The sequence below is a fragment of the Agrobacterium sp. SORGH_AS 787 genome, from assembly GCF_030819035.1.
GTDB lineage: Bacteria > Pseudomonadota > Alphaproteobacteria > Rhizobiales > Rhizobiaceae > Agrobacterium > Agrobacterium larrymoorei_B.
On the sequence record NZ_JAUTBG010000001.1, the window covers coordinates 1,864,018 to 1,890,285 of the forward strand.

Annotated in this window: 23 protein-coding genes; 14 read left to right on the forward strand and 9 right to left on the reverse strand. The window is 57.7% G+C overall.

Annotation, left to right across the window (positions count from 1 at the left end; all coding sequences use genetic code 11):
* Positions 1-21: 21 nt before the first annotated feature.
* The 5 genes from QE435_RS08215 to dinB all read right to left on the reverse strand — a co-directional run bounded on the left by QE435_RS08215 (position 22) and on the right by dinB (position 4,556).
* Positions 22-1,863 carry an ABC transporter ATP-binding protein gene (locus QE435_RS08215; protein WP_349040909.1) on the reverse strand — a complete coding sequence of 614 codons (1,842 nt, stop codon included), beginning with the start codon at positions 1,861-1,863 and terminating at the stop codon, positions 22-24.
* Positions 1,860-1,988, reverse strand: a complete 129-nt coding sequence (locus tag QE435_RS08220) for a hypothetical protein (RefSeq protein WP_349040910.1) — start codon at positions 1,986-1,988, stop codon at positions 1,860-1,862. The genes QE435_RS08215 and QE435_RS08220 overlap by 4 nt, the downstream gene beginning before the upstream one ends.
* A 331-nt stretch (positions 1,989-2,319) precedes the next feature.
* Entirely contained in the window at positions 2,320-2,682 is a 363-nt protein-coding gene (locus tag QE435_RS08225) for a hypothetical protein (protein WP_349040911.1), read from the reverse strand.
* Positions 2,679-3,455 (reverse strand): DNA polymerase III subunit epsilon, encoded by a 777-nt coding sequence (locus QE435_RS08230; RefSeq protein ID WP_349040912.1) that lies wholly within the window; start codon positions 3,453-3,455, stop codon positions 2,679-2,681. The genes QE435_RS08225 and QE435_RS08230 overlap by 4 nt, the downstream gene beginning before the upstream one ends.
* A 3-nt stretch (positions 3,456-3,458) precedes the next feature.
* Complete coding sequence (dinB, locus tag QE435_RS08235) at positions 3,459-4,556, reverse strand: DNA polymerase IV (RefSeq protein ID WP_349040913.1); 1,098 nt, start codon at positions 4,554-4,556, stop codon at positions 3,459-3,461.
* A 150-nt stretch (positions 4,557-4,706) separates the two neighbouring features.
* Between dinB and QE435_RS08240 the strand changes: the two genes are divergently transcribed.
* Both QE435_RS08240 and QE435_RS08245 read left to right on the forward strand, forming a co-directional pair.
* The gene (locus tag QE435_RS08240) at positions 4,707-4,997 is read left to right on the forward strand and encodes a hypothetical protein (RefSeq protein ID WP_349040914.1); all 291 of its coding nucleotides are present in this window, start codon (positions 4,707-4,709) and stop codon (positions 4,995-4,997) included.
* A gap of 126 nt (positions 4,998-5,123) precedes the next feature.
* Positions 5,124-6,014 (forward strand): LysR substrate-binding domain-containing protein, encoded by an 891-nt coding sequence (locus QE435_RS08245; RefSeq protein WP_349040915.1) that lies wholly within the window; start codon positions 5,124-5,126, stop codon positions 6,012-6,014.
* 6 nt (positions 6,015-6,020) lie between these two features.
* On the opposite strand, the gene QE435_RS08250 is transcribed toward QE435_RS08245, so the two are convergent.
* Positions 6,021-6,287, reverse strand: a complete 267-nt coding sequence (locus tag QE435_RS08250; RefSeq protein WP_349040916.1) for a cyclic nucleotide-binding protein — start codon at positions 6,285-6,287, stop codon at positions 6,021-6,023.
* A gap of 232 nt (positions 6,288-6,519) precedes the next feature.
* Between QE435_RS08250 and QE435_RS08255 the strand changes: the two genes are divergently transcribed.
* The 5 genes from QE435_RS08255 to QE435_RS08275 all read left to right on the forward strand — a co-directional run bounded on the left by QE435_RS08255 (position 6,520) and on the right by QE435_RS08275 (position 13,553).
* Positions 6,520-8,082, forward strand: a complete 1,563-nt coding sequence (locus QE435_RS08255) for an ABC transporter substrate-binding protein (RefSeq protein ID WP_309770353.1) — start codon at positions 6,520-6,522, stop codon at positions 8,080-8,082.
* Entirely contained in the window at positions 8,082-9,029 is a 948-nt protein-coding gene (locus QE435_RS08260; protein WP_349040917.1) for an ABC transporter permease, read from the forward strand. The genes QE435_RS08255 and QE435_RS08260 overlap by 1 nt, the downstream gene beginning before the upstream one ends.
* Positions 9,026-9,850: an ABC transporter permease gene (locus tag QE435_RS08265; protein WP_349040918.1), complete on the forward strand. Its 825-nt coding sequence runs from the start codon at positions 9,026-9,028 to the stop codon at positions 9,848-9,850. Before QE435_RS08260 ends, QE435_RS08265 begins: the two co-directional genes overlap by 4 nt.
* Positions 9,847-11,460, forward strand: a complete 1,614-nt coding sequence (locus tag QE435_RS08270; RefSeq protein WP_349040919.1) for an ABC transporter ATP-binding protein — start codon at positions 9,847-9,849, stop codon at positions 11,458-11,460. Before QE435_RS08265 ends, QE435_RS08270 begins: the two co-directional genes overlap by 4 nt.
* 89 nt (positions 11,461-11,549) lie before the next feature.
* Positions 11,550-13,553 carry a CocE/NonD family hydrolase gene (locus tag QE435_RS08275; RefSeq protein WP_349040920.1) on the forward strand — a complete coding sequence of 668 codons (2,004 nt, stop codon included), beginning with the start codon at positions 11,550-11,552 and terminating at the stop codon, positions 13,551-13,553.
* A gap of 140 nt (positions 13,554-13,693) precedes the next feature.
* Here QE435_RS08275 and QE435_RS08280 read toward each other — a convergent pair whose 3' ends face one another.
* Together QE435_RS08280 and QE435_RS08285 are read right to left on the reverse strand one after the other, a co-directional pair.
* Positions 13,694-14,245 carry a hypothetical protein gene (locus tag QE435_RS08280; protein WP_349040921.1) on the reverse strand — a complete coding sequence of 184 codons (552 nt, stop codon included), beginning with the start codon at positions 14,243-14,245 and terminating at the stop codon, positions 13,694-13,696.
* 11 nt (positions 14,246-14,256) lie between these two features.
* Positions 14,257-15,432, reverse strand: a complete 1,176-nt coding sequence (locus tag QE435_RS08285) for a zinc-dependent alcohol dehydrogenase (protein WP_349040922.1) — start codon at positions 15,430-15,432, stop codon at positions 14,257-14,259.
* A 535-nt stretch (positions 15,433-15,967) separates the two neighbouring features.
* Here QE435_RS08285 and QE435_RS08290 point away from each other — a divergent pair.
* The 3 genes from QE435_RS08290 (at position 15,968) to QE435_RS08300 (ending at position 19,265) form a co-directional block, all read left to right on the forward strand.
* Complete coding sequence (locus QE435_RS08290; protein ID WP_306927759.1) at positions 15,968-16,903, forward strand: helix-turn-helix domain-containing protein; 936 nt, start codon at positions 15,968-15,970, stop codon at positions 16,901-16,903.
* Positions 16,904-17,295: 392 nt separating this feature from the next.
* Entirely contained in the window at positions 17,296-18,681 is a 1,386-nt protein-coding gene (locus QE435_RS08295; RefSeq protein WP_349040923.1) for an NtaA/DmoA family FMN-dependent monooxygenase, read from the forward strand.
* A 62-nt stretch (positions 18,682-18,743) separates the two neighbouring features.
* Complete coding sequence (locus QE435_RS08300) at positions 18,744-19,265, forward strand: flavin reductase family protein (RefSeq protein WP_306927756.1); 522 nt, start codon at positions 18,744-18,746, stop codon at positions 19,263-19,265.
* Positions 19,266-19,459: 194 nt separating this feature from the next.
* On the opposite strand, the gene ggt is transcribed toward QE435_RS08300, so the two are convergent.
* On the reverse strand, positions 19,460-21,217 hold the full coding sequence (ggt, locus tag QE435_RS08305; protein ID WP_349040924.1) for a gamma-glutamyltransferase: 1,758 nt from the start codon (positions 21,215-21,217) through the stop codon (positions 19,460-19,462).
* A 554-nt stretch (positions 21,218-21,771) separates the two neighbouring features.
* On the opposite strand from ggt, the gene QE435_RS08310 reads away from it, so the two are divergent.
* The 4 genes from QE435_RS08310 (at position 21,772) to QE435_RS08325 (ending at position 26,259) form a co-directional block, all read left to right on the forward strand.
* Complete coding sequence (locus tag QE435_RS08310; RefSeq protein WP_349041159.1) at positions 21,772-22,656, forward strand: helix-turn-helix domain-containing protein; 885 nt, start codon at positions 21,772-21,774, stop codon at positions 22,654-22,656.
* 92 nt (positions 22,657-22,748) lie between these two features.
* Complete coding sequence (locus QE435_RS08315) at positions 22,749-23,660, forward strand: ABC transporter substrate-binding protein (RefSeq protein ID WP_349040925.1); 912 nt, start codon at positions 22,749-22,751, stop codon at positions 23,658-23,660.
* Between the two features lie 129 nt (positions 23,661-23,789).
* Positions 23,790-25,292: a sugar ABC transporter ATP-binding protein gene (locus QE435_RS08320; RefSeq protein ID WP_349040926.1), complete on the forward strand. Its 1,503-nt coding sequence runs from the start codon at positions 23,790-23,792 to the stop codon at positions 25,290-25,292.
* Entirely contained in the window at positions 25,282-26,259 is a 978-nt protein-coding gene (locus QE435_RS08325) for a ribose ABC transporter permease (protein ID WP_349040927.1), read from the forward strand. Before QE435_RS08320 ends, QE435_RS08325 begins: the two co-directional genes overlap by 11 nt.
* The last annotated feature ends 9 nt before the right edge of the window (positions 26,260-26,268 follow it).

A 26,268-nucleotide genomic window follows, 5' to 3' on the forward strand; every position in this document is an offset into this window, starting at 1 on the left:
ATGGTGTGAGTGTTGGTTCGGTCAGGCACTTTGGGCGATGAAGTGACCAGGATTGATTTCGCGATGGGTAAGGATCGGTGGTTCGTCGCCGACGCGGCGCACCGGATTGGGTATCTCGCCTTCGATCATGGCGATGCGGCGCTCTATGGTCGGGTCGGCGACCGGCACGGCAGAAAGCAATCGACGGGTGTAGTCATGCGTCGGTGTCTCGAACACTTGGCGACGGCTTCCCATCTCCATGATCTGACCGAGATAGAGCACGGCCACGCGGTGGCTCATCTTCTCGACCACGGCCATGTCATGACTGATGAAGAGGTAGGCGAGGCCACGTTCGGCCTGCAGATCCATGAAGAGATTGATGATCTGGGCTTGAATGGAAACGTCGAGCGCTGACAGTGCCTCGTCGGCAATGATCAGCTTTGGATCGGATGCGAGCGCACGGGCGATACAGACACGTTGTCGCTGACCGCCTGAAAACTCGTGGGGATAGCGTGAGGCGTGTTCGGACGTTAATCCAACGCGCTCCAGCAGTTCATCCACACGTCGCTTCACCGCCTTGTTATCATTGATCAATCCATGCGTGTTGATGGGTTCGGCAATCGAGAAGCCGACTGTCTTGCGTGGGTCGAGCGAGGCGAATGGATCCTGGAAGATGTACTGCACTTCCTGGCGCATCCGGAAGCGCTCGGAGGCGGACATCTGCGAAAAGCTGCGGCCGTTGAATGAGATCTCGCCAGAGACGGCGTTTTGCAATTGCTGGATGGTCCGTCCGATGGTGGACTTGCCGGAACCGGATTCACCAACCAGTGCCAGCGTTTCCCCAGCATGAATGTCGAAGCTCACCTTCTGGACTGCACTCAGACGATGGGTCGTCTTGCCGAACAGGTTCTTGCGGATGTCGAAACGCACGAAGAGATCTTTGACGGAGAGAAGCGGCTTTTGATCGTATTTTGCCGTGTCCTGAACACGCTCTTCACCGACGGTGACGGGTTCGCCATTCTGCAATACAGTCAGCGGCAAGCGTTTGGGATAGTCTTCGCCTTCCATGCTGCCAAGGCGGGGAACAGCGGAGAGGAGCGCGCGCGTATAAGGGTGCTTAGGATGGGCAAAGACATCTTTGACCGGACCTTCCTCGACCTTCTTGCCCTTCCACATCACCACGACATCATCGGCCATCTCTGCCACCACGCCCATGTCGTGGGTGATGAAGACCATGCCCATGCCGAGTTTCTTTTGCAGGTCTCGCATGATGTTGAGAATCTGGGCCTGAATGGTGACATCCAGCGCGGTCGTCGGCTCGTCGGCAATCAGCAGCTTCGGGCGGCAGGCAAGCGCCATGGCGATCATCACGCGCTGGCGCATGCCCCCGGAGAGCTGGTGGGGATAGCGCTTTACCAATTCGGCCGCATCCGGCAGACGCACCATGTCGAGCAGCGACTGGGCTTGCGCCATTGCCTCCTGCTTGCTGAGCTTCTCATGCAAGATCAGCACTTCGCAAATCTGGTCGCCAATCGTGAAGACCGGATTTAGTGACGTCATCGGCTCCTGGAAGATCATGGCGATCTCCTTGCCGCGGATCGACCGCATCTCCTTCTGAGATGTCTTCAACAGATCCTTGTTTTCGAACAGGATTTTCCCGGTCGGATAGGTCGCTCCCATCATGTCGGCTAAACGCATCGTCGAAAGTGACGTGACCGATTTGCCCGATCCCGATTCACCGACGACTGCGACCGTCCGACCCGCTTTCACTATAAACGACAGATCGTCCACGACTCGGTTTTCACCAAACTCAACGCTCAGACCTTCGACGGAGAGGAGCGGTGTCTTGTCGTCCATAAGGGCAATATCCTTTGCAATGGTCATGTCAGCGCCCTTGCTGCAAGGACCGTGCCAGTGTCGCCAAGGTCAAGGACGTGAGGACCGTCCTTGCCGGTCGCAGGGGCGCTGAAATTGGTCGAAAGGTCGCGTTTGAAGCCGATGAGCAGCATCGTACTGGTTCCTCCACAATACAAATCGACGCTAACAAAGGCGAACAATCCTGTCCATCGTGTTGAACAATTTTTGCATATTGCCCTACAAATAGTCACATGCTTTCGCTTTGGGCGAGAGAGTTGCGCAGGACGTACACCCCGCAGCGCGGCATCTTCGTGGAATTAACCCGCATGCTGGCTCGGCCATATTCCTGGGCTTAAGGCATCTCGACAGGTTGCTGCCGGGCGCGCAGAGAGGACCGAAATTCGGTTGTCTGACGGGGAGTAGTGTGGGAGAGTCGATAGCCAGCAGGTTAAATGGTGAGACCCTCACAACTTGAGCTGACACCTAAACGCGCGAGTCGCTGTTGATGGGCTCGCCTGCGGAAAGCTGCGAAAACCAGGTCGCATAAACGGTGTTCTTGACGAGGTGCCGATTAAGATCGGGCTCCCCATCATCCCACCACACCTTTCCCCTCTCGCCAAGAGCGATCTTGGCGTCGTCAACCCGCGCACGCGCCAGCGCCAACTTCGCCTGATCACCCTTCGCTTGCCGAACAGCGCGCCTCGCAGCCATCAATTCCTTGACCAATCGCGCCTTGGTCTCCTTGTCCAGAGCGGGATCGCTTTTGCGCCAGAGGCGTCCGCGGACCACAAAATACCGACCGTCTGGTGTTTCAGGATAGGAGGTTGGCTTTGCGCGGCCGCTCACAACAACGAACCCTGCGCCGGCTCGATGTCTTGATGAATTTCAATGTCTCCGCGCTTGTTCAACTCGGTTTGGGCGCTGAACCGCACATCGCCATCCCGGTCGTGAAGATATCCAGCCAATGCCTCGGTGGTCAGGCGAGCCCATGCTTTCCCGCGGTCTGGACCTGCAGGCACGCGCGGCAGCAATCCTGGCTCGGCACTCCACGCCAGTAGCTCTTCGAGCGAGGCAGCGTTCAGCATATCGCGCAGGTGATGGGCGGTGACGTAGGCATCCGGCATGGCCCGGTGTGCAGGCAGCCCGATCTCATGGACAAGTCCCTCCGGCATCCGCTGATAGCGCAACATCTGGTTGGAAAACCGTGGCAGCTCAGGCCAAACCCGTAGCGCAGATTTCCACGTGCAGATCCAGGGCAACCCTCCCGTAAATCTGGCGGTACAATATCGCTGTTCGAAGGCCGCACGGTGAGCTGCCAACGCTACCAAGCCGCCCTCAGGACGCAAAACGCTCGGCGCCACGTCTCTCCAGAAAGGTGCGTCCGCGACCTGCTCGTCGAGAATGTGGTGGATGGCCATGGTGTCAGCCGTTATGGGACGACCGGGATTGACGAAGAGGGCGCCACGCTCGTCCGTCAGCGCCCAACGTCCGTCATCGGCCAGGGCCACATCCTGCCAGCCGATCTCGCAAACGTCATTTGCACCGTTACCGGCGGTCTCTAGATCAATCACGCGTATGCGCTGCGCTGCCGCCTTTAGGTCGTCTCTACTGTCTCTCATCGATTATAAATCGAAGCCGAGCTGAGGTTGTTCCCCATCGTCTGAGTTGCCCTCGTTGGTCAGAGAGGAAAGCGTGACGCCGAGCAGGCGGACCGACCGCTTAAAAGGATAGACGGTTGCGAGCAGTCCTGCGGCGGCTTCCAGGATAGCGTTCCCGTTGGCGAACGGGACAGCGTTGCTTCTACTGCGGGTCGCCTGCGTGAAGTCTGAGTACTTGATCTTCACGGTCACAGTCTTCCCGCTGAAACCCTTGGCCTGACAGTAGCTCCAGACCTTCTCGGCAAGCGGTCTCAGCTCGTCGGTGGCAAGATCGAGGTCTTCAATATCCTGCATGAAAGTATCTTCAGCGCCGACCGATTTTCGGACGCGGTCGGGTCGAACCCTGCGCTCGTCGATACCACGCGCGATCCCATAGAAATACGGCCCTGACTTACCGAAATGCTGTGTGAGAAATTCGAGCGTCTGTGCCTTGAGATCGGCGCCGGTCTCGATCCCCAATCTGCGCATCTTCTCGGCGGTTGCAGGTCCGACGCCGTGAAACTTCTTGACGGCCAATCCCTCGACGAAGGCCGGCCCGCGCTTGGGCGTGATCACTGCCTGACCGTTGGGCTTGTTGAGGTCCGACGCCATCTTGGCGAGAAACTTGTTGTAGGAAATCCCGGCGGATGCGTTGAGGCCAGTCACCATCTTGATCTTCTCGCGGATTTCGAGCGCAATCTCGGTCGCGATCGGCATGTCCTTCAAGTTCTCGGTCACATCCAGATAGGCCTCATCGAGCGAAAGCGGCTCGATCAATGGCGTATACTCGGCAAATATCTCCCGGATTTGCTGAGAGACGGCGCGGTAGACCTCGAACCGGGGTCTGACGAAGATGAGGTCGGGGCACTTTCGTGCTGCGGTCACGGAGGGCATGGCGGAATGTACGCCAAAGGCGCGCGCTTCGTAGCTCGCTGCTGCCACAACGCCACGCGCCGCAGCGCCGCCAACGGCGAGAGGCTTGCCACGAAGCTCGGGATTGTCACGCTGCTCGACGGACGCGTAGAATGCATCCATGTCCACATGAATGATTTTTCGAAGCGGCGAGGGGTCGATGAAGCTCATGGAGGCCGGGGATGCAGTTTCGAACAAAAGTAGAACATAGCATGTGCGATCGCGTGCGCCAATATGTTGACGCCAGAAGTTTGTCGAGCCGATGAAACCAGCGCGCCTATGAAGAGTTTGATCTCCTCAAAAGGTTTGAGGAGATCCATTATGGCCGACAACGCCACCAGTACCATTCGCGCGACATTCGATACCCGTGAGGCTGCCGACCTTGCCGTCGAACACTTGGTGCAGCAGCACGGTATTGCTCGCCCGGACATCATCCAGTCCGCTTCCGACGAAAACACCACGGGAACGGAATCGTCCCGCGGGGATGTGAAGCGCGCCGACGCTCCCCACGAGGGTGAGATCGAAGTGTCTGTTGATATCGCAGCCGACCAGCTGCAGGCCGTTCAGCGCAGTTTTGGTGACGCCGGTGCGATCCGGGTTTCAGGCCGCTGAAGCGAGGCGATAAGCTTAGGCGGCAAGCCATGGGTTCTTGAAGAAGAGCTTGCCGCCTTAGGACAATAACCACGTTGATGATCCTGTGATGTGCATGTATTTGATCCGGCAACGTCAGGGATCAAAATGCAGACCTTTTCCAGATTGCCGCCACTTGAAGCGCTGGTTGTTTTCGAAGCGGCATCGCGTCTCGGAAGCTTTTCCCGTGCAGGCATCGAACTCGGCCTGACCCAGAGCGCGGTCAGCCGCCAGATCGGTAAGCTGGAAGCATTTATTGGCTCGAAACTGTTCGAACGTGTACCGACAGGCGTGCGGTTGACGACAGTGGGCGAGAATTATTCCATCGACGTCTCTCGACTGATCCTCGATATCGCAAGTGTCACGGATGGTGTTCGCTCATGGACAGGCGCCAGCCAGATCACGATTGCCTGTTCCAGAGGGATCGCCGATCAGTGGTTTATGCCGCGCCTCAAGAAACTGAAGAACGATATTACAGGTCTTGAACTCAGACTGCGCGTCACCGACGACGTCGCACATTTGCGGCTCGACGAGTTCGATCTTGCGATTTTCTACCGCAAAGAAAGACCGATCGGCGTTTGGCTCTCTGAACTTGGTCAGGAAGAGGTCGTGCCGGTTTCGGGCGCTGGCGCGGTGACGCTGGAAGAGCAAAAGGCGCCGGTACTCATTTCCATTGAAGACTCTATGCGAGAGTGGCAGGATTGGGGAGATTGGTGGCGATCATCAAAGATGTCCCCGCCCCAGGATGCCGTGCACTGGAAGCTCGGGGATTACGGTCTATGTGTCGCCGCTGCCTCCCAGAGTCTCGGCACCACGCTGGGCTGGACATGGCTTATCCGCGATCAATTGGACAGTGGTATTCTCGTTCCGGTGCATAGCCACACGATGCGATCCGAAGGACGATTTTATCTTATGCGGCCTGCCGATCGGCATCAGCGAAAAATCGTGCGCGAAGTGGCGGACTGGTTGATTGCAAACAACAAGCAAACCGCGCGCTGATCTTCGTTAAGCTTGCGCAACACGAGTTCTACGCCGCCGATCCAGCATGAAGCGTGCGTAACCGATCAAAGTGAATATCAGCCAGGCCACCTGTGAAATCAGGGAGCCAAGATTGAAATTCCATATCAGCGAGTAGATCAGGAGAACGCCGCCGAGGATGTTGAGAATGGTGTAGCGGCCGTCTTCAACGTTCAGAACGCGCAATTGCAGCAGGGCATATGCGATGAGATAGAAAATTGCTCCTGCAAGGCCAACAATATCCGCAAGCCCCATTTATACGCACTCCGTATCCGCCTAGTATGGTCGCATCGACCGCCGGTTCACTCCGGCGCCGCCCGTTTACTCCGCTTCGCAAACAAGCGGATACGCTTTGATTTCATGACCCCATGCGCAAAAATCATACCCTCGGTTATGGCTGCGTCTCTAGTGCCGAACCGCCGAGTACGATAGGCCAAACCCGAGAGCCGTCCCATGAACGGCGATGATAAAAACAGGGAACTGTACCATGACTCACCCCCCTTCTTCCTTTTCTCTCGACCGGCGTAGCTTCCTGATCGGCGCTGCCGGTCTGACGGCGCTTTCTGCTGGTTTCATCACGCAGGCCAGCGCACAAGACGCTCAAACTCCGAAGAAAGGGGGCGTGCTGAAACTTGGTATTGGCGGCGGTAGCACGACAGACAATCTCGATCCGCGCATCTTGAAGGACTGGGTTCCCGTCAATCAGGCCTTCATGATTATGAATGGCCTTGTTGAGATCGACGCCAACAATCACGCGGTTCCAGAACTGCTCGAAAGCTGGGAAGCGCAGCCCGGTGCCAAGGAGTGGACGTTCAAGCTGCGGCAAGGCGTAACGTTCCATAACGGCAAGACGCTGACAGTCGAAGATGTGATTTACTCGATCAATCTTCACCGTGGGGAAACCACCTCTGGAGCGCGTTCGATCGCGTCTGCGCTCAAAAGCGTCGAGAAAGTCTCGGACAGCGAAATCAAGATCGTCCTGGAAAGCGGCAACGCCGACCTTCCCTACATTCTCTCCGACTACCACTTCCTTGTCGTTCCCGAAGGATGGACGGATTTCAACAAGCCCGTCGGTACGGGTCCGTTCGTGTTCGAAAGCTATGATCCCGGCGTGCGCTCGCGGTTTACGCGTAACCCTAGCTATTGGAAGCCGAACGCCGCGCATGTCGACGCCGTCGAAGTGATCGTCATCAATGACATTGCCGCGCGCACCAATGCCATGATGTCGGGCCAGGTTCATGCGATCAACCAGCTCGACTTCAAGACCGTCGATCTCTTGCGTCGTAATCCTAACCTCAACATCGTTCAATCGGCTGGCGGCCAGCATTTCACATTCCTGATGGACTGCACGCAGGCGCCTTACAAGGACAACAATGTCCGCCTTGCCATCAAGCACGCGATCGATCGCGAGCAGCTTTTGAAAACTGCCTTGCGTGGCTATGGCCGTATCGGCAACGATCATCCGATCCCAAGTTCCGATCGCTTTTACGCGGCGGATCTGCCGCAGCGCCCTTATGACCCCGAGAAGTCCAAGTTCTATCTGAAGCAGGCTGGACTCGATGCGTTGAAGGTCGAGATATCGGCCTCGGACGCGGCGTTCTCTGGCGCGGTCGACGCAGCAGCGATTTTCCGCACCAGCGCTGCCAAGGGCGGAATCGATGTTTCGATCAAGCGCGAGCCCTCGGATGGTTACTGGGACAACGTCTGGATGAAGGCACCGTTCTGCATGTCCTATTGGGGCGGACGTCCGACCGCCGACCAGATGCTGACGATTGCATACCAGTCCACCTCGGCACAGAACGACACGCATTGGAAGAACGAGACCTTCGACAAGAAGCTGATCGAAGCCCGCGCTCTTCTGGACGATGCCAAGCGCAAGGAAATCTACGCCGAGCTTCAGGCGCTGATCTCGAACGAAGGCGGCGCGATGATCCCGATGTTCGGCGATTATCTCGACGCCACGTCCAAAAAGCTCAAAGGCGTCACCACGCACCCGATGTTCAACTTCATGGGTGCTCGTCTCGCTGAAAAGGTATGGTTGGACGCGTAATGACTATCCTTATCCTGAAGCGCATTGCTTTGGGTATTCTGACGCTATTGCTCGTGTCGGCGCTGATTTTCGCCGGCACGCAGCTTCTGCCTGGTGATGTGGCGTCGGCAATACTCGGACAGAATGCAACGCCCGAGTCTCTCGCAGTGCTGCGCACGGAACTCGGTCTCAACCAACCTCTGCTGCACAGATACCTGATTTGGCTCGGCGGCTTTGTAACCGGTGATCTTGGCAATTCGCTTGCCAACCGGCAGCCCGTTGCGGATCTGCTATGGCCACGGTTCTGGAATACCATGGCGCTTGCGTTCTACGCTGCCGTGATCTCGGTGCCAGTTGCCGTTCTTCTGGGGCTGCTCAGCGCGATCTGGAGAGGTACTGTTTTCGACCGGGCCGTCAATATCGCGGCACTTGCCTTCGTGTCGCTTCCCGAATACTTCCTCGGCCTGCTGCTGATCCTGTTCGTCTCGGTGCAATACAATCTCTTGCCAAGCCTTGCGGACACCTATCCGGGCATGAGCATGGGAGACTGGCTGAAGGCGACGACGCTTCCGGCTCTGACGCTTGTTCTGGTAACGGTCGCCCAGATGCTGCGAATGACAAGGACCGCGGTTCTGGCCGTCATGGATCAGGCCTATGTGGAGACTGCTTACCTGAAGGGTCTACGCACCAAGCGTGCGGTTCTTCGCCACGCGCTTCCCAATGCGGCAGCCCCCATCGTCAATGTCGTATCCTTCAACATCGCCTACCTCATTACCGGCGTCGTTCTGGTCGAGGCGGTGTTTAACTACAACGGGCTTGGTCGCTTCATGGTCGATGCCGTTTCGAAACGCGATCTTCCGCTGGTTCAAGCGGCGGCGCTCGTGTTCGGCACCGCCTACGTTATCCTGAACATTATTGCCGATGTTACGGCAATCGCGCTCAATCCGCGCCTGAGGCATGCCCGATGAAATTCCTGCGTACTATTTCACCGACGGCATGGATCGGTCTCTTCATCATTACACTCAACATTATCCTGTTCTTGGCCGGTCCCCATATTGCGCCTTTCGGGCAGGAAGAGATCGTCGGATCGCCCTTCGATCCCCCTTCAGCCGCCCACTGGTTCGGTCTCGATCAGAACGGCCGGGACATGCTGTCGCGTATTCTCGCAGGCGCGCAGATGTCCATCGGCGTTTCGCTCGCCGCATCTTTGTTGTCGTTTACCATCGGCATCACGCTCGGCTTTATTGCGGCCATTTTCGGAGGTTGGGTCGATACCATTCTCTCGCGCATCGTCGATACCGTCATGTGCATTCCGGTGCTGATCTCGGCTTTGGTCGTCTTGCAGGCGCTGGGATCGTCGATCCCGGTTCTGATCGTCACCATTGCATTGCTGGACTCGACCCGTGTGTTTCGTCTGGCACGTATCGTTGCGCAAGGGATCAATGTTCTCGAATACGCCGAAACCGCACGTCTGCGGGGCGAAGGCTTGGTGTGGCTGGTCTTCAAGGAAATCTTGCCGAACGCGCTGCCGCCGCTGATCGCGGAATTCGGTCTGCGTTTCTGCTTCACCTTCCTCTTCGTTGCCGGTCTCTCATTCCTTGGCCTCGGTATTCAGCCGCCTTTCGCAGACTGGGGCGGAATGGTGAAAGATAACCAGCAGGCTATTCTTTACGGCCTTTATGCGCCGCTTTATCCCGCTGCCGCGATCGCCATCCTGACCATCGGCATCAATCTTGTCGTAGACTGGTTGCTGGCGGGCCGCAGTGCAATTCAAGGAGCGGATCGATGAGCGAAACCAAAGTCCTTCAAATCCGCGGCCTGAAAGTCGCAGCTCCCAACGGCGCCATTCTGGTCGATGGCATCGATCTCGACCTGTCCCGCGGTGAGGTCAAAGGCCTCATCGGTGAATCGGGGGCGGGGAAATCCACCATCGGCCTCGCCGCCATGGGCTACGGTCGAAATGGCTGCCGCATCGTTGACGGCGAGATCGTCGTCGATGGCATTTCTTTGATGAAGATCGGCCGTGCTGGACGCGAGGCGGTGCGTGGCGCGCGTATTGCCTATGTCGCCCAGAGTGCCGCTGCGGCTTTCAACCCCGCCATGAAGATCGGCGATCAGATCATCGAGGGGCCTCTCTATCACGGCATCATGAACCGGCAGGAGGCCCATGCCTGGATGCTGGAATTGCTCGAAGCGCTACAACTGCCGGATTTTCGCAATTTCGGCAATCGCTACCCGCATCAGGTTTCCGGAGGTCAGTTGCAGCGTGCCATGGTTGCGATGGCGATGTCATGCCGGCCGGACATCCTTGTGCTCGATGAGCCGACCACGGCTCTCGATGTCACGACGCAAATCGAAGTTCTCGCGCTGCTGCGCAATCTGATCCAGCGGTACAAGACCGCCGCCCTTTACATCACGCACGATCTGGCGGTGGTGGCGCAGGTGGCCGATACGATCACGGTCTTGCGCCATGGAAAGCGAGTAGAGGAGGGGAGCGCCGAGCAGATCCTCGAGCATCCTCAAGAGGATTACACCAAGCGTCTTGTCTCGGAACGCGAAACCAGCATGGCGGGGCAAGGCGTTCACCACGAGAGTGGCGAGGTCTTGCTGGATGTGCGGGACGTGACGGCTCACTACGGGCGCAAAAAGGTATTGGACAATGTCCATCTGACGTTGCGCCGCGGTGAAACGCTCGCTGTCGTCGGCGAATCCGGGTCTGGAAAGTCCACGCTCGCACGCGTTATCGCAGGTTTGCCACCCCATTCCTCGGGGGTTATCTCACTTGTCGGGCACAGGCTTGCCGACAGCTACAAGAAGCGCAGCCGCGAAGAGCTCCGCCGCATCCAACTCGTCTATCAGCTACCGGATGTGGCACTCAATCCGCGACAGACGGTGGGCGACATCATCGGTCGGCCCATGTCATTTTATTTCAACATGAAAGAGGACCAGCGCGCTTCCGAAGTTGGACGGCTGCTGGATCTTGTAGGACTACCGCGGGATTTTGCCGAGCGGCTTCCTAAAGCGCTTTCCGGCGGTCAGAAGCAGCGCGTCTGTATTGCCCGCGCCCTTGCAGCGCGTCCCGATCTCATCATTTGCGATGAGGTTACGTCTGCGCTCGATCCGCTTGTGGCGGAAGAGATCTTGCGATTGCTGCGCTCGTTGCAGGATGAGTTGTCCGTCTCCTATCTGTTCATCACCCATGATTTGGGCGTCGTTCGCAGGTTGGCCGACCGGACCATGGTGATGCAGCATGGCGTGATTGTCGAAACCGGTGAAACGGCTGATGTCTTTGCACCGCCTTACAAGCCCTATACCGAACAGCTCATCACTTCCGTGCCGGAGCTGCGGCGAGACTGGCTTGATGGCGTATTGGCAAATCGCGGAATTCCCGCCGCTTGAGGACGACGGCGATCTTCGATCGCCGTTCAAAATCCTATCGTCGCTACTGGAGCCCCGGTAAGGCGCATACTCTGACTGGAATAGTTGAAATGACAGTGCATGTCCAAGAACACATCTGGATTCCCTTGAGCGATGGTACGCGCCTTGGGGCGCGGCTTTGGTTGCCGGAGAACGCAGAACAATCGCCGGTTCCGGCAGTCCTTGAATATATTCCTTACCGCAAACGCGATGGCACGCGCGGGCGTGACGAGCCGATGCATGGCTATTTTGCCAGCCAGGGTTATGCGGCCATCCGCGTCGATATGCGCGGGACGGGCGAGTCCGATGGACATATGGCGGATGAGTATCTGAAGCAGGAGCAGGATGACGCGCTTGAAGTCATTGACTGGATTTCCCGCCAAGCCTGGTGCAGCGGCAATGTTGGAATGATGGGAAAAAGCTGGGGCGGCTTCAACAGCTTGCAGGTGGCGGCGCGCAGGCCGCCAGCGCTGAAGGCGATCATCACCGCCTATTCGACGGATAATCGTTATAGGGACGACATTCATTACATGGGCGGCTTGCTGCTCAATGATAATTTGTGGTGGGGCACAATCATGCTCGCTTACCAGAGCCGGCCTCTGGACCTAAAGATCGTCGGCGAGGCGTGGAGAGAGCAGTGGCTGGAACGGCTCGACAGGCTCCCTTTCTTCCCCGCCCTTTGGCTCGAACATCAGCGTTATGACGACTACTGGAAACACGGTTCGGTCTGTGAAGACTGGACCGCAATCCAGTGCCCGGTGCTGGCAATCGGCGCTTGGGCCGATAGCTACACCAACCCTGTGTCCCGACTTTTGGAAAACCTGCAGGTTCCACGTCGCGGGATTATCGGTCCCTGGGGGCACATCTATCCTCAGGATGGTGTTCCAGGTCCTGCCATTGGCTTCCTCCAGGAGGCAACCCGTTGGTGGGACCAGTGGCTTAAGGGTGAAGAGACCGGCGTCATGGATGAGCCCATGCTGCGCGCCTTTGTCTGTGATACAATCGAACCCACGGGCACGCGCACCACGACGGACGGTCGATGGGTTGGTGAGGCAACGTGGCCATCGCCTGAGATAGCTGCAAAGCAGTTCAATCTCGGTGCCGATCGCCGCCTTGGTGGTGACGCAGGGCAAGCAGCGATACTGCAAATTCGTTCCCCGCAAAGCCATGGAAAAGCAGGTGGAGAATGGATGGCAACGGGCTGCCCGGGCGAACACCCGACAGACCAGCGTCTCGATAATGGCGGCGCGCTCGTTTTCGAAACGGATGTGCTGGAACAGGACTTTGACGTTTTGGGTGCGCCCTTGGTCTGCCTGCGGGTTGCCGCGGATTGCCCGGTCGCGCAAGTCTCCCTTCGTTTGAATGACGTTCTGCCGGATGGCCGTGTCACGCGCGTGAGCTATCAGGTCTTCAATCTGACGCATCGTGATAGCCACGAAGAACCCGAAGCACTGGAAGCAGGCAAGTTCTATGATGTAGCGATCAAGCTTAATGATTGCGGCTATCGCTTTGCGAAAGGTCATCGGCTCCAACTTGCCATCGCCACAGCCTACTGGCCCATGGTGTGGACGTCACCCTATGACGCGACGCTGAGCATCTCAGTCGCGGAAAGCAGACTCGAGCTACCGGTTCGTGCGCCCTCGCAGGAGGCAAAAGTGCGTTTCGAGGCGCCTGCGCACGGACCGTTCACTCCTACGACGCAGATCGACGCTGGCACCGTCAGACGCTGGACCGAACAGGATCATGAAACTGGTATCAACACCTACATCACGGAGGGCGTGGGCGGCTTGTTCGGAGAGGGCGTCATCCGCTTCGACGAGATCGATACTCAACTCAGTCACAGCCTTCGCCGTGAGTTGACCATCAAGGACGACGATCCGCTCTCGGCGAAATACGTGCTGACCCAAACCTATGAAATGGGGCGTGACGGCTGGCGGATAAAAATCGAAAGCCGAACAGAAATGCGCTCGGACGAGAACAAATTCTACCTGGCCGGAGAATTGTCAGCATTCGAGAATGGAACGCTGGTCAAGACGCGCCAATGGGACGAGCGCTTTGACCGTGATCTGATCTAAGGATGACCTGCTAAAGATAGAATTGGCAGCCATCGCTAAAGGCGACAAATTCTTGGCGCGCGGGCTTGGTCGGACAAGGGCGATCTTGCACCGCTCCGCTTGGAGGTGTTGAGCCTGAGCGGAGCGGCGCAAAATCTTGATCAGAGGTTGGCGCTCGGGGTCGGCCTCTTGTCGCTGAGTTTTTTAAGCGCTGCGCCGCGTGCGGCCTCGATTCCCTTCGGGAAGCCGCTCCGGTCATCGTAGCTGCGGCGCTGACCTTTGTGGCTGGTGTGACGGATGGTGGTTGCGCCAGCCGCGATCACGTCAAGAAGGGTAACGCCGGCAACCATCAGCAGAGCCAAGGCGGCATTACCCCTCTTCGGGTTCTCCGGCCGCATGGCGGTTGCCAGGGTGGCGATATCGAGGGCATCGCCCGCAATCCGGGAGGTCAACCCCGCTCGCTTGTCAACCGACAGAGTCACAAAACCGGAGGCGATTTCTCGAGCCCCGAACGCCCGCACAAGATTTTCCTGACCGCGCAGGCCGAGCGCTCGGGTCAGTTTCCGGGCTGCAACGATTTCCACGAGCCCGAGGCCGATGCTGAACCAACCGAGATTGCGGGCCAGCCGATCGGACGAACTAAGTGAACTTTGCCCCGACTTGATGACGCGCGGATCGCCTTCTGGACGAGTGATATTGCTGAAAAACGACATGTTGGACCTCCTTACGGTTTGAGAACAACCTTGATGCAGCTGTCCTGTTTGTCGCGAAACGTCTTGTACATCTCCGGCCCCTGTTCGAGCCCGACTGTGTGGGTAATGACGAATGACGGGTCGATCTGGCCTTCCTCGATGCGGCGGAGAAGATCGTCGGTCCAACGACGGACATGCGTCTGCCCCATGCGAAAGGTGAGGCCCTTGTTCATCGCTATGCCCATCGGAAGTTTATCGACGAGGCCGCTGTATACGCCGGGAATTGAGATGATCCCGGCTGGCCGGCAGACATAGATCATTTCGCGTAGGACATGCGGACGGTCACTCTCTAGCATCACAATCTGCTTTGCCCGGTCGAGAAGCGTGTCCGGTTGCCCCATCGAAACGTGACTTTCCAGTCCAACCGCATCGATGCATTTTTCCGGCCCCTTGCCGCCGGTCAACTCGTTGAGCCGCTCGACGACACTTTCGTCGCTGAAGTTGATTGTGATGGCGCCGCCTGCCTCGGCCATGGAGAGCCGCTCCGGGATGCGGTCGATAGCAACCACCTGCTTGGCGCCAAGAAGCACAGCACTGCGGATCGCCATCTGACCGACCGGACCACAGCCCCAGACGACGACAGTATCGGTCGGTTCGATGTCGCATTGTGCAGCGGCCTGCCAGCCGGTCGGAAAGATGTCGCCCAGGAAGAGAACCTGTTCGTCAGTGAGGCTGTCCGGCACCTTTATGTGCGTTTCATCCGCAAAGGGGACTCTGAGATATTCTGCCTGACCGCCGGGATAGCCACCCGTCAAATGCGTGTAGCCAAACAGGCCGGCCGTGGTGTGGCCGAACACCTTATCTCCCAGCTCCTTTTTGCGGTTCGACCGCTCGCAGACGGAAAAGTTGCCGCGTTTGCACTGATCGCATTCACCACAGTTGATCGTAAAGGGTACCACGATCCGGTCGCCTTTCTTCAGGCGGCCGTTCATCTGCGACCCGGTCTCCACGACCTCTCCCATCATTTCGTGGCCCATCACATCGCCCGGCATCATCGCGGGGATGAAATTGTGGAACAGATGAAGGTCTGAGCCGCAGATCGCGCAACTCGTTACCTTGATAATGGCATCACGGGGATGCTCGATTTCCGGGTCCGATACGGTGTCGCATCGTATGTCTTCTTTGCCATGCCAAACAAGTGCGCGCATTGCTTTCTCCTGCCAGGGTTGATCGATAGCGGATATGGCGGTCTTCGCCGCGCGCTGTGTCTAGAGCGCCGTGAGTCTTTTTGGACGGACTAAGGACGCTCTAACTCTTTGAACCTACGTATCGTGCTTATCCGAAAATCCATTCCGATTTCGGGCCGATGCTGTAGGCACGCATTGCCTGTTCATCGCCAAGCCCTGCGAACCACGGCATTTTGCGGAAGTTCCCGGATTTTATTGCGAGAGGGGACGATAGTCCCACCGACCCGGACGTCTCGATCGCATTCAAAGCCGTTCGATTTTCTGGAGGTGTCAGATGCCCGGCGTTCAGAAGCCTTCAGGATAAAATGGTGGGGAGGATCCAAGGGGAGAGTTGAGATCAATCCACTAGCGACGGGCGTTTCCCTTGAGCAGCTTCACACTGACGGGCTGTTCTTGAACGAACAATATGAAGGAGATGGTCAGAAAATCGGTTGTTGTTCCAACTGGCACGAAGATTGCGTCACAGAGTTTGACCTTTGAAGACGCGGAGGCGACGATGGCATTCTGGAGTGCGAATGACTTGCCCGTTAAGGATCGCTTCCCTTTCTGGAAGGAAGTCCTCTGTGAGGCCTATATTGCATTGAACCCCGTCCCTGACGCGGAGCAGGGCTTTGGTGGGGAGGTCAAGGCAAACCTCATTGGCTCCACAAATGTCACGACGATCTCCTCGACGCGGCAAAAGGTCTACAGGCGACGGCAAGAGATCAGCAGAATGCCTGAAGAGGTCTACTTCCTCAATCTTCAGGTGGAGGGTCAGTGTCGGATGATGCAAGGCGGTCGCGAGGCGTTTCTTCGGCCTGGCGATTTTTCCATCGTGGATTCGACCGAACCCTATCTCAACGATTATTGCAGCGATCGATGGAAGCAGCATTCCTTCCGAATTCCCAGAGCAGCGCTCAAGCCTTTTCTGAGACGGTCGGAGCAGCAAACGGCCACGTTGATCAGCCGTTCCGATCCGGTTGCCTCGATTGCGTGCGATTATCTGACCTCGATCGCGACACAGGCCGAACATCTGGGGCCGGTTGCAGCCCCGGTATCGGGCCAAATCATCGAGCTGGTATCCTTGGCAATGGGCATCTCATCGCGGGAGGAGGAGCAGGCGCGAGGGACCTTGAAGCAGCAACTTTCGAAATCCCTTGTCCAATACATTGCAACGCACGCTGCCGATCCTGAATTGACGCCTGCCAAAGCCGCCCATCATTTTCGCATCTCAGTGCGGTATGTACATAGGCTTCTCGAGGACAGCGGCGATACATTCAGCAAGGTTCTGCTCAAGCGTCGGCTGGAAAAATGTGCAGATGATCTGCGAGCTGATAAGGGCCACTCCATCGGCGAGATCGCGTTCCGCTGGGGTTTCAACGATCTCTCGCACTTTAGCCGATCGTTCAAGAACCAGTTCGGTGTTGCCCCCAGGGACTACAGACTGCCGTAATCCATCCGCCAGATGCCCGCTGCGCCGTTGAGGTCGCCCCATGGGCCGCGCTTAAGCCGGTAAATCCCAAGGGAATTCAGACCCGATACGACCTCTGCACTCACACAGTCTTCTCGTGCATACGCATCGCAGCCTCCGTGATCCTGTGGCTCCGATTTACGAAACGTCATCCTGCTATCGACTTGCCTTCTTCCTTTCTTGGCGACCAGCACCGCCGTGTAGGCAGAGCCGAATGGAGATGCGTGTCACTCGAAGGGGCGCGGCTCGTGTTGGTCCGGTTGGTCTACACGACACTCTGAGAACAACCGATGTTCACTGTGGAGCAAGACGCTTGCTGCACTGCGACATAATCTTTCCTTCAACCGCAACAGAAAAGCGAGAAGGAACAGCGAATGCGCAAGCGAATGATATTCAACTGCTTCACCATGAATGTCGCGTCTCATATCTATCACGGTACCTGGCGCCATCCGCGAAACCAGCTTGCCAAGTTCAACGAGTTCGAGACCTGGTCAGCACTCGTCAAGAAGCTGGAAGCGGGGCGCTTCGACGCGATATTCTTCGCCGACATCCTTGGTATCGACCCGGCTTATGATGGAAAGTGGGATGCTTATTTTGAACAGGGCCTTCACATGCCCTGTAACGACACGTTTACAATGTGCGCCGCGCTTGCTGCCGTGACAGAGAACCTTGGACTGGTGTTTACGAGTTCGATTCTTTCCGAGCATCCCTTCGCATTTGCGAAGAAGGCGTCCACACTCGACCACATCAGCCGCGGGCGTATCGGCTGGAACATTGTTACGAGTGTGACAGACAATGCAGCGCGCAATTTCGGATATGACAAGATCGTCCCTCATGATCAGCGATATGACTGGGCCGATGAATATATGGACGTGGTCTACAAGCTTTTTGAAGGGTCTTGGGAAGCGGGCGCGATGATCGCCGATCGGGAGAGGGGGGTCTTCAGCGATCACACCAAAGTACACCCCATAGACCACGTAGGCGAACGTTATAAGGTGCAGGGACCGCACCTTGTTGCGCCATCGCCTCAGCGTACGCCCATGCTCTACCAGGCTGGTGCCTCGAAAAGGGGAAGTCAATTCGCGGCGCAACACGCAGAGGGCACGTTCATCCTCTATCCGAATGTCGATGGCGCCCGTATCGGCATCGCGGGAACGAAGAAGCTCGCCGAGCAGATGGGGCGGGGCGTGGACGACATTAAGTTCATCCAGGGCTTGTCCTTCGTCGTCGGCAGCACGATGGAGGAGGCAAACAGGAAAGCCGCTGAAATCGACGAATGGGTTCTCTATGAAGGGCTTGCTGCCCATGTCAGCCGCGATATGGGCGTCGATCTTTCCCATCTCGACCCTGATAAGCCGGTGGACGAGTCTGGTCTCGACGGCCTGCAGGGATATGCGCGCATGATTGAGATGGGTAAGCCTCACGGGGAAAAGGCCACCGTCAAGGAAGTCGCGAATGCGCTGTCTTATAATTGCCGCATCGTGGGCACGCCGGACTTCATCGCGGATGAACTTGAGCGTTGGCAGGATGCAGGCGTTGATGGCATCAACATGATCTGCCAGCTTCACCCGGAAACATTCGTAGATTTCATCGACCACGTCACGCCCGTTTTGCAGCAGCGGGGCTTAGCTCAGCGGGAGTATGCGGAAGGCCCGCTCCGTCAAAAGCTCTTCGGCCGAGGTCCGCTTCTTCCCGACAACCACCCCGGCGCGGCGCTGCGCCTCGCACGCAACGGTGCCACGCAGGTTGCAGCGGAGTGATCTGCGAGAAACAGGATCCGGCATCGCCGGATCCTTCGGGTCAACACGTTGGAGAGACAGACATGTCCACTGATAAAAACATTGAGGCGGCAGAGAACGCCAACTTCAAGAATGCCATGGCGATGATGGCCGCCGCCGTCAAAGTCGTCGCGACCGATGGCAAGGCCGGGCGAGGTGGATTGACGGTGACTGCGGCTTGTTCCGTTTCCCAGGAGCCGCCCCGTCTCCTTGTTTGTGTCAACACGTCAGCTTCCGCGCATCCTGTCGTTGTTGAAAATGGCCGGTTGAGCCTGAACATTCTGGCGAAAGGCCAAGAGGCCGTAGCAGGCGCATTTGGCGGCAAGGTTCCCCCGGAGCAACGTTTTGAGGTTGGGGAGTGGGGCTCGGATGAATTGGGGCAGCCCATTTTGAAAGACGCATGTGCGCGATTCAGTTGCACCATTCACGATACGATGCGCTCTGGGACGCATACGATCTTCCTTTGCGACGTTCACGCTGCCGATAGCCAAAGGGGTCCGTTGCCGCTGGTCTATTTCGACCGGATGATGACGACGCTTCCACAGGTCACACTGGCAGAAGCGTGAGGGGGTAACCGAAAGTCCAAAAACCCGAGAATGGAGGGGAGGGTGCCTCTGAGATGTGTACGGCATAGGAAAGAGTGAGCCAGTTTAGGTCGATCTTCCGGCATGTTTAATACCGACAGTAAGCTTTGGTATAAGCTCTGGGCTTCGGTTCTCACATCGCCTCTTAGGAGAGGCTTGCCTTTTCGCGGGACAAATCAGTTCCCCACAGCCACGCCTTCCCGTCGCGGATCGGCGCTTCCGGCCAAACCCTCGTCGGTGATCTCGATGGCGTGCAAGCCGGAATTCATCTCGCCCAGCTTCACGTCGTATCCCAACGATTTGAGGGCGTCGGCCATGTCTTCCGCCTGGGTGCCAGCCTCGATATCGTAAGTGCCGAAGCGATTGATGAGATGCGGCTGGGCGACGATTTCCTCCACGGGCATGCCCCAATCGATATAGGCGATCAGCGCCTGCGCCACATATCCGATGATTTGGCTGCCGCCTGGAGAGCCAATGGCGAGCAGCGGTTTGCCGTCCTTCATCACGATGGTTGGCGCCATCGAAGAGCGTGGGCGCTTTCCGGGTTCGACACGATTGGCAATCGGCAGGCCGCCGTCATGGGTCTTGAAGGAGAAGTCGGTCAACTCGTTGTTGAGGAGAAAGCCATTGGTCATCAGACGCGACCCAAAGCCATTTTCGATCGTTGTCGTCATGGAAACGACGTTGCCTTCCTTATCGACGATGACGAAGTGGCTTGTGGAGGGTAATTCCAGTGCCGCATCCTGCCCGAAGAGGAGCGCGTGGTCCCAACCCGGTTCACCGGCTTTGACCGCATCCTTGGTCAACGCCTTGTCACCATCCAGCAGCTTTGATCGCTCGCTTAAATAGGATTTGTCGAGCAAGCCTTTGATCGGCAAAGGCACGAAGTTCGGATCGGCTAGGTAACGTTCGCGGTCTGCGAAGGCAAGACGTTGGGCATCGCCGATGATGCGCCAGCTTTCCACATTCTTTGGCCCCAAAGCCTTGAGATCGAAATGTTCCGAGAGGCCGAGAATTTGGCTGACGGCAACCGCGCCTGACGACGGCGGCCCCATGCCGCAAACATCGAGAGCGCGGTAGGTGAAGCAGACCGGCTCTCGCTCGATGATGCGATAGTTGGACAGATCGGCCAGCGAAAGTACGCCAGGATTACCGGCGGCTTCCCGCACAGTCTTGACGATGTCTTCGGCAATTTTCCCTTTGTAGAAAGCGTCGGCACCGTCCTTCGCAAGTATCGCAAGCGTGTCGGCATAAGACGGATTTTTCAACACGGTGCCTGCCTTCAAGGCCGCGCCTGCGCTATCGAAGAAATAGGACGTGGTTTCCTTGTACGTCTTCAACCGGTCACCCTCGGAAGCAACCAGGGAGGCAAGACGCGGCGACACCTGGAACCCTTGCGTTGCCAGAGTCTGGGCCGGCTTCAGCAGACTTGCCCATTCCGTTTTGCCGAAGCGTTTGTGGACGTCCCCAAGCAGGCGGACCGTTCCAGGCGTTCCAACGGAGCGACCGCCAACCACAGCGTCCATGAACTTCAGGGGTTGACCTTTCTCGTCGAGAAAGAGTGTCGGTGTGGCCTCCATAGGCGCTGTCTCCCGGCCATCGAAGGTGGTCAGCTTCCCGCTTTTTGCATCGTAATAGACGAGAAACGCACCGCCGCCGAGACCGGAGCTTTGCGGTTCGACGAGACCAAGCACGGTCTGCACGGCAACCATCGCATCGATCGCATTTCCGCCGCCTGCGATGACATCACGCCCCGCCTCGGCAGCGAGGGGATTGGCCGCTGCCACCATAAAGTCTTTGGCTTCCACACGTTGGGCGGTTGCGACCGTTGTCGCTTTCTCCGGCGCAACGATGTCGGACGCCTGCTGTGCCGAGGCCACGGCGGCGCATAGGGTCAGGGCAAAAAAGGTTTGGCTGAGAAGTTTCGGTTGCATTCGTCCTATCCTTCTAAGTGGCATGACGACCAATGGCAGTGGGATGCCTCCTTGCGCCAGGTCCCAAGCCGGTCAGGTGCGCAACGATTTGGTGACACTATGATGACTGCGTCTCAGCCTGTCCACTCTGACTGATGACAGGTGCACGACGTTCGGATGGACGCCTCCGATGATAGTCCTCCATTTTACCACCGATGATTTTCTGATGATTATCCACCACAAGATGTGCGGAAAAGTATAAGGCACGCGCCAGTGTCGCCTCCGCGAGAAGTGTAAAAATTTTGGCTGCTCGGGGTGCGATTGCACTGTTTGTCAGCGCATCACGCAAAGTTGTTGGCTAAAATGGCTGCGTGTTTGCTGTTGATTGAAGGGCCCGATGCACGTCTATTCGATTTTCAGCATATAGGAGTCAAAAAAGTATCAGCAATTTCCGCGCCGTGATGTGGAGCAACATATGCTGTCGCGCCTATGGTCCGCATCAACGCCCGGGACGAGCCATAAGAGGAATGGTCTCGCTTCTAATTAAGGCGGACGTGCGTGAGGGAGGAACCATGATGCAGCCCGATCTGGAACTGGTCCATATTCGCAAGGGCGAGTCTTTCGCTGCTTGGCGGCATGGCTACCCGTTCCGCACGGTCCGCTGGCACTACCACCCCGAGTACGAAATTCACCTCGTCGTGGCCACCTCTGGCACGTTCTATATCGGTGACTTCGTTGGACGCTTCGACCCCGGTCAGCTGATTATGACCGGACCCAATCTCCCCCAGAACTGGATTAGCGAGATTGAGCCCGAGGAAATCGTTCCGACGCGCTCTCTCGTGATCCAGTTTCCGGAAGTATTTATTGAAGACGCCAGCGCATGCATGTCGGAGATGGAACCGGTTCGCAGTCTGTTGGAGCGTAGCCGCCGTGGCATTCTGTTTGACGATGAGACGAGCAACCGCGTCCGGCCTCTGATCGAAAGGCTAATAGAAGCACAGGGGCTCACTCGCCTCGCGCTCTTCTGGGAAATTCTTGACCTGCTCGTCAAAGCGCCATCTCCCGAAGTTCTGGCCAGTCTCAGCTATGAGCTGGACCTGACAGGAACCGGAGATAGCGGCATCAATCGCGCCTTGTCGCATCTGCGCCAGCATCTGACCGCTCAGGTGGATGAAATCGATTTGGCTGAGATCGTCGGCCAGAGCCCGAGCACCTTTTCACGGGCCTTCAAGCGTCATACCGGAACGACGCTTGTGCGTTACCGCAATCAACTCAGGATCGATCTCGCCTGCCAGATGCTGCTGGCGGATCAGGACGTCAAGGTTGCAGAAGTCTGCTACGATGTAGGCTTCTCCAACCTGTCGAATTTCAACCGGCATTTCCTGAAGCTTAAGGGAATGTCACCGTCGAGATTCCGAACCATATTCGCAGCCCAAAAGGCGGCAGTCATGGCGGAATAACGCAACCGTACATCGCAGACTTCATCAATTCGGACAGACGACTGTCCGGAAACGGGTAGTTGCTGCCCAAATTCCAACGGGAGGAAGAGTACATGAAAATGAAATCCAAGTTTCTGATGGCGACAGCCGCGCTTGCACTGATGGCCGCTCCAGCTCTGGCGCAGGAAAAGCTGAAGATCGGCATGACGTTTCAGGAGTTGAACAACCCTTACTTCGTGTCCATGCAGGAAGCGCTGAAGGAAGCCGCAGCGAGCATCGGTGCCGATGTCGTCCTAACCGACGCTGGCCATGATGTTGCGAAGCAGATTTCCGACGTTGAAGATATGCTTCAGCAGAAGATCGATATCCTTCTTCTGAATCCGACCGACAGCGCAGGCATCGAAGCCGCCGTTCATGCCGCCAAGGCCGCGGGCGTCATCGTTGTCGCCGTGGATGCCAATGCAAATGGTCCGGTCGACACCTTCGTAGGTTCGAAGAACCGCGATGCGGGCTACATGTCTTGCAAACATCTCGGTGACGCCGTTGGCGGCAAGGGCGAGGTCGCGATCCTCGACGGTATTCCGGTCGTGCCGATCCTCCAGCGCGTCGAAGGCTGCAAGGCCGCACTGGCGGAATTCAAGGATATCAAGCTCGTCGACACGCAGAATGGCCGTCAGGATCGCTCCGTTGCTCTTGGCGTCGTCGAGAACATAATCCAGTCGCATCCCAACCTCGTGGGCATCTTTTCCGTGAATGACGGCGGTGCGATGGGGGCGCTCTCGGCGATCCAGGGTTCCGGCAAGGACATCAAGCTGACGTCCGTAGACGGCGCTCCAGAAGCGGTGAAGGCCATCGCCGACGGTACGCCTTTCATCGAAACCACGGCGCAGTTCCCGCGTGACCAGGTCCGTGTCGGACTTGCCATGGCGCTTGCCCAGAAGTGGGGCGCCCGCGTTGTGCCGAAGGAAGTCCCGATCGACGTCATGGTCGTGGACAGCAAGAACGCCGGCGAATTCAGCTGGTAAGAACTCCTCCCAGGCTCCGTCCTCGCTTAGGCGGGGGCGGGACGCTTGGATCTAACGACATTAGAGCGTCCTTTTTGCGTCCTGAAAGACGCACGGCGCTCTAAATCCCGACCATTGAGGAGGGTTAAGATGCTGGAACTGAATGGAATAAGAAAAAGCTTCGGCAAGATCGAAGTCCTGCGCGGTGCCGACCTTCAGGTACGCCCCGGAGAGGTGCATGCGCTTCTCGGCGAGAACGGCGCTGGCAAGTCGACTTTGATGAAGATCCTCTGTGGCATTTTGCAGCCCTCCGAAGGGACGATCCGCATCGACGGTACGGAGCGGCGTTTCGCCACCTACGATGAGGCTATTGCTGCCGGGGTTGGCATCGTCTTTCAGGAGTTTAGCCTGATCCCGTACCTCAACGCTGTCGAGAACATGTTCCTCGCCCGGGAGATCCGCGGGCCGTTTCGCCTATTGAACAAGGGCGCCATGCGCAAGCGGGCCGCTGAGATCATGCGCCGTCTGGCGGTGGATGTTCCGCTTGATGTGCCGATCAAACGGCTTTCGGTCGCTCAGCAACAATTCGTCGAAATTGCAAAGGCGCTATCGCTCGACGCGCGCATTCTTGTGCTCGACGAGCCAACGGCAACGCTGACCCCGTCCGAGACTGAGCACCTGTTCAACGTCATGCGTGAACTGCGTCGCCAGGGTGTGGCGATCATCTTCATTTCGCATCACCTCGAGGAAATTTTCGAAATCTGTGACCGCATCACCGTTCTGCGTGACGGAGAGCTGATCGGGTCTTGCCTGACATCCGAGGTGGATAACGATCGGCTGGTCGAAATGATGGTGGGCCGGCGCATCGAGGCGAGCTTCCCGCCGAAACCGAAGCTTGATCCATCGGCCGACGTCGTGATCGATGTCGAAGAACTTCAGCTGAAGAAGGGCGGCCCCGTCTCGCGGTTTTCGTTGCGTAAGGGCGAGATCCTCGGCTTCGCCGGGCTTGTGGGCTCGGGCCGATCGGAAACGGTTCTCGCCATGCTTGGCGCGCACTCTGCCTCGCGGCGCAAGATAAAGCTGGATGGCTCAGAGACGCGGTTCTCCGGTCCTGACGATGCGCTGATCCGCGGTATCGGCCTGCTACCGGAAAGCCGGAAGGAAGAGGGGCTCATCACCAGCTTCTCCATCCTGCAAAACATTTCGCTGAACAATTACCGCAAATACCGTAAAGCCCATTGGTTCCTAGACCTCAAGAAGGAACTGGAGCACACGCAGCGGGCGATGGCGCAGGTGCAGGTCAAGGCGCAGGGACCCTACGCTCGCGTTGACACGCTATCCGGTGGCAACCAGCAAAAGATCGTGATTGCGCGCTGGCTGAACCATGACATGCGCGTGCTGATCTTCGATGAGCCTACGCGTGGCATCGATGTGGGTGCCAAGGCAGAGATCTACGCGCTGATGCGTTCATTCGCCGCAAGCGGCCACTCGATCATCATGATCTCGTCAGAGCTGCCCGAGGTGATCGGCATGTCCGACAGGGTCTGCGTCTTCCGCTCCGGCGGCATCGTCGCCACGCTCGAGGGCGACGATATCAATTCCGAAACAATAATGACAAACGCCACCACCGGGAGAGTTGAACATGTCGCTTGATGCAAACACCGGCGTTGCCGTGAAGACGGGCGGCTTCAAACTGAGCGGCCTGCTGCATTCGCCCTTAGCATTGCCGCTTGCAGGCCTGATCGTCGTCTCGATCCTGATGGGTCTCGCGAGCGACAACTTCTTCAGCGTCAACAACATCATGAACGTGCTTCGGCAGGTGTCAGTGGTCGGCATTCTTGCCGTCGGTATGACATTCGTCATCCTGACCGGCGGCATCGACTTGTCCGTCGGCGCGGTCATGGCGCTTGTCGGAACGCTCTCGGCGGGATTGATGGTCAATACCGGGTTGCCAGCTTCGGTGGCGCTGCCCGCGGGGCTCTTCATCGGGCTCGGTATCGGCATATTCAATGGCGCTCTTGTCGCCTGGGGAAAGATGCCGGCCATCATCGTTACACTGGCGACAATGGGAATGGCGCGCGGTCTCGGCCTTATCTATTCCGGCGGCTACCCAGTCAGCGGCATTCCAAGCTGGATTTCCTGGTTCGGTGTTGGCCGCATTGGCATCGTACCTGTCCCGGTTGTCATCATGGTTGTGATCTACGCCGTTGCCTGGGTTCTTCTTCAGCGGACTGCCTTTGGTCGTCACGTCTACGCTCTTGGCGGCAATGAGCTCGCAGCGCGGCTCTCGGGTGTAAAGACGCAGCGCGTCAAGCTTGCCGTCTACGGCATTTCGGGCGTCACGGCCGCGCTCGCTGCCCTCATTTTGACCGGGCGTCTGATGAGCGGTCAGCCCAACGCCGGTGTCGGCTTCGAGCTGGATGCGATCGCTGCGGTGGTCCTGGGCGGTACGGCCATTGCCGGCGGCAGAGGGCTTATTCTCGGCACACTGATCGGCGCCGTCTTGCTCGGCATCCTCAATAACGGCCTCAACCTGATGGGCATCAACCCCTATCTGCAGGACGTCATCAAGGGCTTCATCATTCTGCTGGCCATCTATATCGGGCGCGAGTGGCGCTAGGTCATCCGG